Origin of the sequence: Paenibacillus sp. 7523-1 (genome assembly GCF_002276415.1) — a bacterium.
Lineage (GTDB): Bacteria > Bacillota > Bacilli > Paenibacillales > Paenibacillaceae > Paenibacillus > Paenibacillus illinoisensis_A.
In genome coordinates, this window is sequence record NZ_NPBR01000008.1 from 407,548 (window position 1) to 419,539 (window position 11,992).

Annotated in this window: 13 protein-coding genes and 4 tRNA genes; 3 read left to right on the forward strand and 14 right to left on the reverse strand. The window is 45.0% G+C overall.

Annotation, left to right across the window (positions count from 1 at the left end; genetic code table 11):
• The first annotated feature begins 74 nt into the window (after positions 1-74).
• Together CHH60_RS10830 and CHH60_RS10835 are read left to right on the forward strand one after the other, a co-directional pair.
• Positions 75-848, forward strand: a complete 774-nt coding sequence (locus CHH60_RS10830; protein WP_095359205.1) for a sporulation protein — start codon at positions 75-77, stop codon at positions 846-848.
• A gap of 174 nt (positions 849-1,022) precedes the next feature.
• Positions 1,023-2,396 (forward strand): hydroxysqualene dehydroxylase, encoded by a 1,374-nt coding sequence (locus tag CHH60_RS10835; protein WP_255247891.1) that lies wholly within the window; start codon positions 1,023-1,025, stop codon positions 2,394-2,396.
• Positions 2,397-2,502: 106 nt separating this feature from the next.
• Here CHH60_RS10835 and CHH60_RS10840 read toward each other — a convergent pair whose 3' ends face one another.
• From CHH60_RS10840 to CHH60_RS10850, 3 genes are read right to left on the reverse strand one after another with little or no spacing between them, the layout of a single operon-like run.
• On the reverse strand, positions 2,503-2,793 hold the full coding sequence (locus CHH60_RS10840; RefSeq protein ID WP_095359206.1) for a hypothetical protein: 291 nt from the start codon (positions 2,791-2,793) through the stop codon (positions 2,503-2,505).
• Complete coding sequence (locus tag CHH60_RS10845) at positions 2,793-3,347, reverse strand: AAA family ATPase (RefSeq protein WP_095359207.1); 555 nt, start codon at positions 3,345-3,347, stop codon at positions 2,793-2,795. Before CHH60_RS10845 ends, CHH60_RS10840 begins: the two co-directional genes overlap by 1 nt.
• A 24-nt stretch (positions 3,348-3,371) precedes the next feature.
• Entirely contained in the window at positions 3,372-3,941 is a 570-nt protein-coding gene (locus CHH60_RS10850; RefSeq protein ID WP_095359208.1) for a DMP19 family protein, read from the reverse strand.
• Positions 3,942-4,171: 230 nt separating this feature from the next.
• Between CHH60_RS10850 and CHH60_RS10855 the strand changes: the two genes are divergently transcribed.
• The gene (locus tag CHH60_RS10855) at positions 4,172-5,329 is read left to right on the forward strand and encodes a glycosyltransferase family 4 protein (RefSeq protein ID WP_095359209.1); all 1,158 of its coding nucleotides are present in this window, start codon (positions 4,172-4,174) and stop codon (positions 5,327-5,329) included.
• 96 nt (positions 5,330-5,425) lie between these two features.
• On the opposite strand, the gene CHH60_RS10860 is transcribed toward CHH60_RS10855, so the two are convergent.
• The 11 genes from CHH60_RS10860 to CHH60_RS10910 all read right to left on the reverse strand — a co-directional run bounded on the left by CHH60_RS10860 (position 5,426) and on the right by CHH60_RS10910 (position 11,905).
• Positions 5,426-6,088 carry an HAD family hydrolase gene (locus tag CHH60_RS10860; protein ID WP_095359210.1) on the reverse strand — a complete coding sequence of 221 codons (663 nt, stop codon included), beginning with the start codon at positions 6,086-6,088 and terminating at the stop codon, positions 5,426-5,428.
• A 271-nt stretch (positions 6,089-6,359) separates the two neighbouring features.
• Entirely contained in the window at positions 6,360-7,136 is a 777-nt protein-coding gene (locus CHH60_RS10865) for a Cof-type HAD-IIB family hydrolase (protein WP_095359211.1), read from the reverse strand.
• 145 nt (positions 7,137-7,281) lie between these two features.
• Positions 7,282-7,851: a GNAT family N-acetyltransferase gene (locus CHH60_RS10870; protein WP_095359212.1), complete on the reverse strand. Its 570-nt coding sequence runs from the start codon at positions 7,849-7,851 to the stop codon at positions 7,282-7,284.
• 32 nt (positions 7,852-7,883) lie between these two features.
• The gene (locus tag CHH60_RS10875; protein WP_095359213.1) at positions 7,884-8,300 is read right to left on the reverse strand and encodes a hypothetical protein; all 417 of its coding nucleotides are present in this window, start codon (positions 8,298-8,300) and stop codon (positions 7,884-7,886) included.
• 14 nt (positions 8,301-8,314) lie between these two features.
• Positions 8,315-9,016, reverse strand: a complete 702-nt coding sequence (locus tag CHH60_RS10880; protein ID WP_095359214.1) for a hypothetical protein — start codon at positions 9,014-9,016, stop codon at positions 8,315-8,317.
• Between the two features lie 87 nt (positions 9,017-9,103).
• On the reverse strand, positions 9,104-9,883 hold the full coding sequence (locus tag CHH60_RS10885; protein ID WP_095359215.1) for a hypothetical protein: 780 nt from the start codon (positions 9,881-9,883) through the stop codon (positions 9,104-9,106).
• A 563-nt stretch (positions 9,884-10,446) separates the two neighbouring features.
• Positions 10,447-11,055 (reverse strand): transglutaminase-like domain-containing protein, encoded by a 609-nt coding sequence (locus tag CHH60_RS10890; RefSeq protein ID WP_095359216.1) that lies wholly within the window; start codon positions 11,053-11,055, stop codon positions 10,447-10,449.
• Positions 11,056-11,473: 418 nt separating this feature from the next.
• A tRNA-Lys gene (locus CHH60_RS10895) sits at positions 11,474-11,546 on the reverse strand.
• Positions 11,547-11,555: 9 nt separating this feature from the next.
• Positions 11,556-11,629, reverse strand: a tRNA-Trp gene (locus CHH60_RS10900).
• 4 nt (positions 11,630-11,633) lie between these two features.
• Positions 11,634-11,709: transfer RNA gene (locus tag CHH60_RS10905), tRNA-Val, on the reverse strand.
• A 124-nt stretch (positions 11,710-11,833) separates the two neighbouring features.
• Positions 11,834-11,905: transfer RNA gene (locus CHH60_RS10910), tRNA-Glu, on the reverse strand.
• Between the last annotated feature and the right edge of the window lie 87 nt (positions 11,906-11,992).

Here is an 11,992-nt window from a genome sequence, read left to right on the forward strand (position 1 = left end):
TCATCGATTCCGTATTAAGGTCGAAGTCGAATTATTTTCCATGTATAAACCATTATGATCTGGAGGTTGAACGGATGTCTTTTTTCAAGAAAATGTTAGCCAGTGTAGGTGTTGGAGCAGCGAAGGTCAACACGGAACTCGATACACCTGAGGTCGAGCCAGGAGGAGTCCTTTCGGGAACCGTCTATATTCAAGCTGGAGATGTGGAACAAAACGTGGACCGGATCTATCTGACCATCAACACGCATTACATAAGGGAACGTGATGATCGCAAAGTAAAGGAAACAGCTGTTGTCGCCAAATATTTGCTGACCGAAGGATTTACATTGCAACCTGGGACGAAGCTTGAGAAGAAATTCTCGTTCGACCTGCCAGAAAACCTTCCGATCACGCTCCATAGCGCAGAGGTTTGGGTAGAGACCGGCCTGGATATCTCAAGTGCCGTTGACCCTTCAGATCGGGACAGACTTCGCGTTGTGCCCACTCAGGATATGCGTACCGTGCTGGATGCCATCGACATCCTTGGTTTCCGGCTGCGCGAAGTGACCAATGATTATGCTCCAAAACTTGGCGGCAATCTGCCATTTGTACAGGAGTTTGAGTTTGTGCCAACGAACAAGTTCCGTGGATACCTGGATGAACTCGAAGTGCTGTTCTATCCGATGGGCGATTCCATGGAATTGCTGCTGCAGATCGACCGAAGAGCACGTGGTCTTGGCGGCATTTTTGCAGAAGCCATGGGTACGGATGAAAGCTTCGTACGTCTGCATCTGTATGACAGACATTTGGAGCGAGGAGCTCACTCTGTAGCCCAAGGTCTTGAAGAAGTCATTTCCAAGCATCTATAAATTCAATTCTTATAGTAAATCAACAGCTCTCAGGCTGCATTTCATGCGGTCAGAGGGCTGTTTTTTTTCATTTGTTGATTTGATTTATCAATAGCCTCTTACATGATCTTCTTAGCCAGCTTGCCTGCTGGAAATAATGGGTATATTAAATAAAGATAGAGGAGGCGATTTCTATTGAGTACACAACGTGAAAATCAGGAAAAAAACGAAGACCCCACGATTATCATTGGCGCAGGTCTGGCTGGTTTAAGCTGTGCCTTCGAACTTGTGGACCAGGGAAAGCCCGTGCTGATTCTCGAAGCAGCCCCATATGTAGGGGGACGCACAGGCAATTGGGACGAGCGGGGGATGGAAGTCGAATCGGGATTTCATAAATTCATCGGATATTATAAAGAATTGCCAAAATTACTTGAACGGGCAGGCATAGATCTGGATCAAATGCTGGCTTGGGAAACAACCATGCAAGTCCGCCATCCTGACGCAGAAGAGTACGGCGAATTTGGACTGGACATTATCCATGCTCCACTTAAAACATTATCAGGCGTACTAGGTAACAATGATTTTATTACACCTGGCGATAAGGCTTCCCTAGTCCCGTTTCTGGCTGCAGGGTTCAAGGACTGTGTCTCTAGGCCTGAGGAATTGGATGAGATATCGCTGCTTGATTATGCTAAGCAGCACAGAGTAAATGAGCAGGCGCTGGAGCGCATCGTTGAGCCGTTATCTTCCGGCATTTTCTTCATGCCTCTTGAGCAATATTCGGCATACGCCTTCTTCGGCCTCTTTCTTCCGGGCATCCCGCGTATTCATAAAATGCGGATTGGTGCCTTCACCGGGGGCATGACGGATGTGATGTGCGCCCCTCTTGCAGCAGCAATCGAGCAAAAAGGAGGGCACATTCGCACCATCGCACCTGTAACGCGATTGTTAGTGGGAGTGAATGGTTTGGAAGGTGTGGAATTAAAAGATGGTGAACGAATCAAAGCGAATCGTATCGTTGTTGCGGCCAATATCCGTCGTTCCCAGCAATTGCTTGAGGAGCATTTCAGTGAGCATGAATGGTTCCAACCTTTCCTGACCCTGGATGCAATGCCGCATGTTACGGTACAATTCGAATCGGCACTTCCTCTTCTGCCCGAAGACCGGACAACATTTGGACCCGGTACTGATGTTGGTTCATTCGGAGAACAATCCCGCACTACGTTTCGTGGACGACCTGGCAGAGCTTCTATCATTATGGTAAACCCGGATGAGCTAATTGATCTCCCAGATGAGGAAGTCTGGCATCGGGCTCGGAGAGGCCTTGCTGCCCTCGGACTTCATGAAGGGGTTTCATCCGTAACCGAGTATCGTATTGTCCGAGGAAATGAAAACTTTTATCGAATCGCCCCAGGCAATGAACGCAAGCGTCCCGAACAGGTGACTCCTATCCGTGGACTCTATCTTGCTGGTGATTATACCAAACAGCCCATGTTTACCACCATGGAAGGTGCCGTGTTATCTGGGCAGAAGGCAGCAGCTGGCATTCTGGAGGAAGCGACTGAATAGCCATTTGACATCTAATGCCGGTACAACAAAATGGGCAGCCTTCTCCGTCATTACCTGACGAGCCGGGCTGCCCTTGGTGTATAGAAATAATGAGGTAACATGGTTTCTAAGAACGTTGCTTTCTCTTCAAGAGGCCTGAACGGATTCCATAATAAGCGGCGGTAAACAGAATAAAACCAGTGGCATAGAGAAAAATCAACCCGGCATCCCATCGAACGACAGCTCCAAATGTAACTTGGGATTGCAAATTAGCAACAGATGAATAGCTATGTGACATTTCAGGTACGTAAGTCGCTGTCATCCACATGCTTTGAGCCACCTTCCAACCGATCATACCCAAAATCATGAACAGTGTTACCAGTAATGATTCAACGCACAAACGCCTATTGACCCTCATCATTTGGCCCCCTTATACACGGTGTTTTCATTAATCAGTCGGGTTGATATGTGATTCACCACATCATCTGTCGTTAGGCCGTCCGTCATCACATATTCCTCAAACCGAGATCCGTGAAAAGCTTCAGCACACTTCTCTCCTTGTCTGAATGTCCACCCGCCGGGCGTATCCCCGCGTTTTAGCAATCTCTCGTGTAACGTGTCCATTGAAGTCATCAGTGTAAAGTGAAACAGCTCGGAATCGATCTCTCGCAGGCCACGATGGATGTACTCGAATGGTTCGGTTTTATAGATTGTCATTGGCACGATCAGATGTTTGCCATACTTCTGCTTGATTTCACGGGCGACTTGCACGGTAAGGACTTTCCATAGCTCCATATCCTGAAAATCGTCCGTTTTCTCATGTTCCAGCTTCACATCGTCCACAATCACGTTTCTCAGCATATAACCGACTTCTTCCGGATCAAAGATCATACTGTCCCACATGAGTGAGTTCAGCTTATGCGCAGCCGATGTCTTCCCCGAACCAAACGCTCCGTTAATCATCACAATCATGGCAGCTCTCCCCGTGAACTGAATTTAATTCATCAAGATGTGCTCGATTTCCTGTCTTAAGCTGTCTTTGTTATTGTCCACATATTGATACAGAAGATCGAATGCCTCTTCATTATCTTCCTGCATGCTCAAGCTTCCAGCTTGCAATTCTACCCGCTGCAAGACTTCATGAATGTGCGGCCCATGTGTTTTCAGCGACGTGGCTACGTCGTGCTCAGACAATGCATTCACATTCTGCCTCAGTTGCTCGGAAGTGACGCCACTTCCGGATAACTCGTGCTGGATACTCTTCAGGATCTCGGCATCAGCCTCGTTCCCGATCCGCTGCATCGCTGTTATGGTTTCCTGCAGGAACCCTCCGCTTGCATTTTCCAAAAATCCGGACATGCCGTTCATGGACAGCTCGGTATCCAGATCAATAATTAGGATGACGTCACGCAGAACCTGCGGAAGTTCAGGCCCACATTCACGAATGGTTGCAAACTCCGCACGGTATAGATCCATGGCCACACTCCCCACCACTTCTTCCCCAGACATGGCTTCAAGCTGATCCAAAGGCAATAATTGTTGTAATTCTTCCTGTAAAGTATTCATCCATTTCCTCCTATATACACTAGACCCATTTGCGGTCAAAACAACCTCTCAGTCGCTTGAACTTTTATATCATAGCAGAATAACCTATTTTAATTGAATACATTCATCATTTCTCCTGGACAGGCTATCTTCAAATTTACATATAGCGTCTTGAAGTTAACCTTCATTTGACCTGCGGAAAACGATCCATTGTTATGATCTTTACATCAAGAGTCATGGGAGGGGTAATGATGCGCCTGGCCTTGTTTACCGACACCTACATTCCCGAAACCAATGGTGTTGCCGGTACACTGCACCGCCTGAGTAACCACATGAACCGCAGAGGTATCGAACATCTGCTGTTTACTCCGATGTCTGTCATTGATGGCAGCGACTCCGCTTCGGTACGAGCGGTCGCGAATATCCCCTTTTTTCTGTATCCGGAATGTAGGATCGCCTTACCTAACCGGACCTCCATCCATCAACAGCTGCAAGCTTTTGAGCCAGATCTGCTGCACATCGCTACACCTTTCAATATGGGACTTCTCGGTCTCAAGTATGCACTCAAGCATCAGCGGCCACATGTGGTCTCCTACCATACCCACTTCGATCGCTACCTCGAATATTACCGATTAAAAAGCATGATTCCTCTCTATTGGAAGTACATCAAATGGTTCCATCGATCCGCCGATGCCACCCTAATACCGTCCTTGGAAACGCTAAACACACTCCAGTCGCAAGGTATTCAGCGTCTTAAGCTCTGGTCACGCGGAATTGACTGTGATCTGTATACACCAGATAAACGAAGAGATGCGATCCGTACTCGCTACAATATAACAGCCCCTCTTATTTTACTCTACGTTGGACGAATTGCCCCAGAAAAGGATATCGCTACGCTCACGTCTGCCATGCAGAACCTGCCTGAACACATGCAATCCCGTGTACATTGGCTCATTGTAGGGGACGGACCTCTGCTTCCCAAAATGCGTTCTCAATGCCCACCCAATGTGACTTTTACCGGTTATGTGCGTGGCGAAGAGCTTGCTGCTATGTATGCTTCGTCGGATTGGTTTGTGTTTCCTTCCTGCACAGAAACATTTGGAAATGTGGTGCTGGAAGCCATGGCCTCCGGACTGCCTGTTCTTGCTGCAAATGCGGGAGGTGTGAAAGATCTGGTGGCGCATCACCGTAGTGGTGTTTTGTTTGAGCCGGGCAATCCCGAAGCCTTGATTCGTGAGATATGTCTCTGGGGCGATCACATGGATCAGCTTCAAAGGATGGGGCTGGAAGGCAGGAAGCTGGCTCTCCAGCGATCCTGGGAACATATTTTTGACGGATTGGTCAGGGACTATGAAGAAGCCATTGAAAACCGCAGCAGACGCTCGAAGTCTCGAATCATAACAGCCTGAACCTTGTTAGATAGACAATGCTTGAATTTGAGGTCGGTAATGCTAAAAAAGAGTGGGGATGCAGCCAACATCCTCACTCTTTCAACTATTCCTCCCTTATAGCAAGGGCAGCAATTCACGCAGATGCGTGATGGAATGCAGAGGACGGGCCGTGACGCTATCCTGCCAAGGCTGGTTGACTTTCATCCAGATGGTGTTCATGCCTACATTGGCAGCTCCCTCAACATCGTTCCTCGGATGATCTCCGATGTAAATACACTGCTCGGGAGACAGACCGAAATGATCGAGTGCTAGTCGAAATATCTGCGGATCGGGCTTTTTCACCCCAGCTTCTTCCGAAACAATAATCAGGTCAAAATCATCCCGAATTCCAAGCTGATCGATTTTTCCATACTGTATATCTGTTTTGCCATTGGTGATTAATCCGGTTCGATATTTGCTTCGGAGTTGCTGCACCACTTCCCGCGCCTCTTCCATCAGCACCGCGCTTCTTACATACTCCTTGCCATAGAACTCCATAAGCTCTGCATGCAGCGGGTACACGGACCAAGGCAGTTCCTGCAGCAATTCATTGAATAGAAGCGGTTTGTCCTTATAACCGTCCTGATCAAGTTCAATAATTCGTTGGCTGATATTATCGGTAGTCTCCAAATGGCCGAAGTATGTCTTCAATAGGGTTTGGGTAAATCCCTCGAAAGTTCGCGTCCTGTTCAAAATGGTATTGTCCAAGTCAAAAATAATGGCTTTAATCTGGTCCATTGTACTTTTGCCCCCTTAGCTTTGCCTTAAATTACGTGGATCTGTTCCTCGTCAGTCAGGAGTCTTTCTCCAGAAATTGCTCCAGCTTCTGATTTATTCGGGCTTGCTCCTGCATTATTTTTTTGGTTTTCACTTCGATGCTAAGTAATGTGACTGTCATCATCAAGATACACACAAAAAAAATCAATTCTTCGATCTCCCTCACCTCTTTATCTACCATTTTATATTAAAATCCATATTAAGGATATATTTTACATTAGATCCTTCTTGCTCATATCAACTTAAATTTCTTCAATGCATGGGCGACCCCGTCCTCACTCGCTCTAAGAGTAACGTAATCTGCGCTTTGTTTAAGACGTTCTCCCGCGTTTCCCATTGCGATCCCGAGGCCCACAAACTCTAACAAATCAATATCATTCTCTCCATCACCGAAGGCCATGGCTTCCTCTCTGGTCAGATTAAGATAGTCAAGGACTCTCGCAGCAGCTGCAGATTTGGATACTTCGTTTTCTTCCAGCACATTGGACACATACGGATGAAATCTCACAAAGCGCAATGAAGAAAATCTGGCCTGAAATTTCTCAGCCTCTGGCTCATCCGCATATAAGCACATGCAAACCACTTCCTGCTCCAAAGATTCGATTTTCTGCGGAGGATGCATTACGCCAAGGGTTTCCTGCAAGGCATCTAAGACGCGGACATCCGTGGCACGTAAACCATTTATCGCAAATGACTCTGTAAAATAAGAAATGCTGTGATTGTTCAACTCGGCAAATTCACTTAATTCCCGGACCGTCTGTCCAGAGAGCACGGACTTATGTATAATCTCATCCCCGATTTTGATCAATGCCCCGTTGGCCGAAATAATGGTATCAATCCCCAATTCAATGAATTCCTCACACAAACTGTAGGGCCTGCCTGTGACAAGCACCACCCGTATGCCTTTATGTATTAATTCGCGAATGGAATCCGCCGTAGCTGATGATAAACTACGGTCTGTTTCGCTCAACAATGTACCGTCTACATCGAAGAACACAATTCGTATCAAACGTCCTTCCCCCTCTTCTGCGTAAATTGGAATGAATACACTGAGGAAAGCAAACCTCAGCAGAAAGCCCCCTCACATTTTGAATGTTCCACTTAGTAAAAGAGATGACCCCTGTGCAGTTCAGGTTGTCATCTCTTTTGGGCTTTTAATTTGCTGCAAAATCATTCACATTGCATAACCACACCATATGGTCCGTTCCCTCGCCCCAGTAGTTGTGTGCCACGGTGTAGGGTTCTCCAAACTTTCGCTGCCATTTCTTCTGCGCTGTCCGGTAGCCGCTATCCAGGCAAAATTGCTTAATCCCTCGCTTCTGAAGTTCAGTTGCGAGCGCCTGAATGAGCATCGAACCCAGTCCCTGACCTTGAACTTCCGGCAGTATGTATAAGCTACCCAATTCCCCGATATCATTCAGTCGATTCTCACTCAGAATCCGAATCTCCTCGCCGCAGGGCGCATATGAAATCGTCCCAACTACGCTATTTCCGCGTTTAGCCAGCAGAAAAAAAGACCCGTTTTCAGTAGAATCACTAGACTTGTCCGGAAGCAATGTTGATTGAAGCAGCGACTTTTTGTGTTCTATTTCATCCTTAATATCATCCTGAAGCGAACCCAGTCCCTCTTGAGTAAACGCCTCCGTGATGGAACGTTCAAACACCAGGTAGGCACCCTCCACATCTGTTGAATTTAAGGGTTGAATGATAGTCGGTTGATCCATATATAACGGTCTCTCCATTTCATGATGTCTGATTAATCGGTATGCTTCTCAATTAATGCTCTTAGTTGATTTGAATCCTCTAGCGATATGCTATATCCCGTGGTGGTGTCTATCCCGTCTACCAACAGGGCCTTCTTTTTAGGATCAGTTCCTATAGAAAAATCATATTTGGTCACGGATTGATCCGTATTCGTTACACTCATTTTGTATCGTGCTAGGTAATTAAGATTTCCGGGTAAAAGTTCCGCGTTTCCTATCGCATTCATGATCACCCGAACTTCGCTATGCTCATCGAACTGAATATCTTGGCAAGAGTCAAATGTGTAATCGGGGTTACAGGTTAAACTGATGAGCGAAGGAAGATTTTCATCTGAACCAGAAGTATCGTTACGTGTGCAGCTCGCAAGGAAAATAGCGAATAAGCATAAGAGGATTGCTCCTTTTTTCATTAGATACTACCTCCCTAGCTTCCCATGTTCACATTCAGATGCTGCAGCTCAGGGTCCCACGATTGGAATAACAAGTTCAACCGCTGCACATTATCTGTCACAAACGCCTGTACCAAATCATCAGTCAAGTATGTGGGCACGATTCCGGGCTCATTGGCTTGCTCGTTAAAAAATGAAATTGTACGATCCCTCCAGCGCAGAATCTCTTCTGCGGTTAAACGACCCTCAACATCATAACTCTGCGTATTCTTAAGCATATACCATACGTCCCCACTCCAACTGGCATGATGGTAGAGGTTAAAATCAATCTGATCTGTCTCCTGGTAGTACAACCGGCCAAGTTCATCCTTGGTTCGCTTCACATCGTTGGTTTCATCCGTGCTGGTGACTCGTTCCACGAATTCAGGATACAAACTCCGAAACCAGTAATAATCCGTCATGACATGCATGAAATAACCGCGTATAAACCACTTCCAGCCTTCAGCTGAACATTGTTGAATGTAGACGGAGTATAGCTCTTGTAAACGTGCGACATAATTCTCATCACCCTTGGGGTTGAAGTGGGTGTATTCCTTGTCCTCCCTTGTTGTACCTTCACGCATATGAATGGAATCCGGTGCAATATTCCCAAGATAGAACGGACCTCGTTCAACACGTTTTGGATTAGCATCAGCAAATAGCACAGCTACATGTAAGTGAACCATAGGCAGTGGCATGGAATATTCTCCTTTAGATCAGAGTCTGCTGCTCATAGAACCGATAATAACCGTTACTTAACAGCATTTAGCCGAGGAAAAGCAAATTCATCCCTGAACTCGTTCTAACAGAATTGTATTAAACAACTGTTCCAAATCTGTATGAAGAGCCGGCTGTTCACGAACCAACAGACTGATGTACTCCGAACCGCACTCATAGAAAACCAGACGATTATAAGGGGCTGCGTCCCCCAAATGATTCAGTTCCAGCCCGAATTTTTCTCGTATCCGATTCTCGATATATCGCGCATAGCCTTCGTTCCACTCCAGCCAGTTCCAGTACTCTCCTTGTTCCTCTGTTAAAGAGCTGAATAACGCTTTTCTTGCTGATTGTACCTGGACTACATCTCCGCTCTTCAAGGTAGACAACAGTGAATTGATCCGCTGGACCACATTCTCATCCTCATAAGGGAATTCATAATCGAGCTCCCATGTCACACGTTTAATCTTCTCCATCCTATGTTTAATTGGAAGACGATTCCCGATCTCCTCATATTTCTCATAGACATAACAATGAACATACTCGTGAAACAGATACACTTTCTGCTCAAAATTTTGGAAGGCTGAGTCTGTCACAATTGCACACATTCGTTCGTTCATGTGGTGCACTGGCATGGCTGCCAGACACTCGTCAGGGATGTTAAGATCATCCGGAACAGTTTTCACCCATTCATATTGCCCTTTCTCTACCGAATAATCATACATATATAATAGGGCATCAAATGCAACTACCACAGGATAATGCTCTGTAAATAAAGGATGTATGCTGACCAAGTCTTTTTGAAGCTCGTTCAACTCGTTGATTTGTTCTAAAAAAGTATCCACCATGTCATTTGCCCTCTCTTTACTTAATTGATGTGTTAATCATACTAAACCAGTAGAAATAAAACACTGAGAGAAAAATGATAATCTTGTGGTTGGTTGATTCATGAGAGAATTAGAAGCGTCCCCCGCGTTTTTCACTTAGATAGATATCCAATGCTTGGATTCCACGTTGAGCAAGTTTTATAAATAGGATCAGAGCATATACGCCCAATCCGTATAACACCAAGTTAAATATAATTGCAAAGATTGACACAATTGAGAACAATACTTTTTCCTCCTAATCAACCTGATTAAAGCAGAAACGTCTAAGCTACAGGCATGTTATTTTTAGTTATCATTCCTACTTTAGCATATTTTCCCTAAAGTTACTTTTAAATAGATCAATGAGTACATAATCAGGTAGGGTTTCTGACAAAACAAAAAATCCCCAATCCAAAAATAATTGAAGGGAGATTTATAAGATTAATTAAATATTTAGACCGATCTCCAGCCAAAATATTCCTAGTATATGCATTAGAATTTATATTTAGTTCTAAACTATACCTTATTGCCCCGCAGTTCGTTAATCACAGTTGTTCAGGCAGCCCGTACAAATACATATTTATGCAGTCCGTATTATTTTTCAAAGCTTCAATAGTCTTAACATGTGGGGACTTAAATATCGTCATATACTCGGCTTCGTCGTACTCTTTTCGGATCGTAAAGGCAAGTTTTTCTTCATCCAATGAAAACTCTGCTTGGATTCCAGGCTTGTTTCCTCGAGCATCCAATCGGATCCACGAATCTAAATGATGAATATAAACAGCATTTAATGCATGGATACAATAGCCTGTATCTGGAGTGTCCCCGATCGTAAGTCGTTGATAACAGAAGCCAGATGGTATTCCCTCTCTCCGTAATATGGCACATAGAAGATTTGCTTTGGCATAGCAAATACCTTCTTTATAAATCAATGTTTCTGAAGCAGAACATGTGACTCTAGAACTCTTGATATCCCAGGAATGGGCAATTTGATCTCTGACATACATATATGACTGTTTGATATAATCCACCTGATCTTCCGATGATGCTGCTAATTCTGAAGCCAGTCCAGCAACCAGAGGGTGGTCATAATTGACCTCGTCAGTCACGGTCAAATAATCCGCAACGACTTGAGTTTCACAGATTAGATTCATTTTTATCAACCTTTCAATAATTATACTTAATATGCAAGTCTTCAATTAGTTTAATAGCATAATTATACATAGTAAAGAATAATAATCCCTGTTTTCTTTGTTCTGCTGTACTGCTCGTTAGCTTAATAAACTAAAGTGTAGGGAGTTATCATTTAATTTTTAGATAATCAGTAATTAGGTCTAGACCCTTTCACCGATAAACTAAAAAGCCGCTAAAGTAGCGACCTTCCAAGGGAACTGTAAATTGTCATAGTTACTCCATAGAGTTTGAGAAAAAACGAAAAACCCATGAGGAATACTCAAGGGTTTTTGATATTCAGCAGGCACCATCGTCAGTATAGCTTATAACTATGGTACATTTTGATGATTTTAGAAGTTACACGCGGGATGAATAATCCCCCAACATGTACAAAAACAATGAGCCATGAAGGGCTCGAACCTTCGACACCCTGATTAAAAGTCAGGTGCTCTACCAACTGAGCTAATGGCTCATAATAAAATGGCAGGGGCAGCAGGAATTGAACCCACACCAACGGTTTTGGAGACCGTTGTTCTACCTTTAAACTATGCCCCTAAAATGGTGGAGGCTGAGGGGCTCGAACCCCCGACCCTCTGCTTGTAAGGCAGATGCTCTCCCAGCTGAGCTAAGCCTCCGTATCTATGGACCCGTAGGGGATACTCTCACTTCGCTCGAGACTGCGTAGCAGTTGCTAACGATGATGATCCTCCGACGAACCTTTGGAATTCTCATCCCTTGTTGCTTTAAGAAGTAAAGTTATGACCCGTAGGGGATTCGAACCCCTGTTACCTCCGTGAAAGGGAGGTGTCTTAACCCCTTGACCAACGGGCCTTAATAGCTCTCAACAAACAAAAAGCTGTAAACCTACTAAACTGAGCTTATGACTCATAGAGCCAAAAAAAATACCCCAATGGGGTC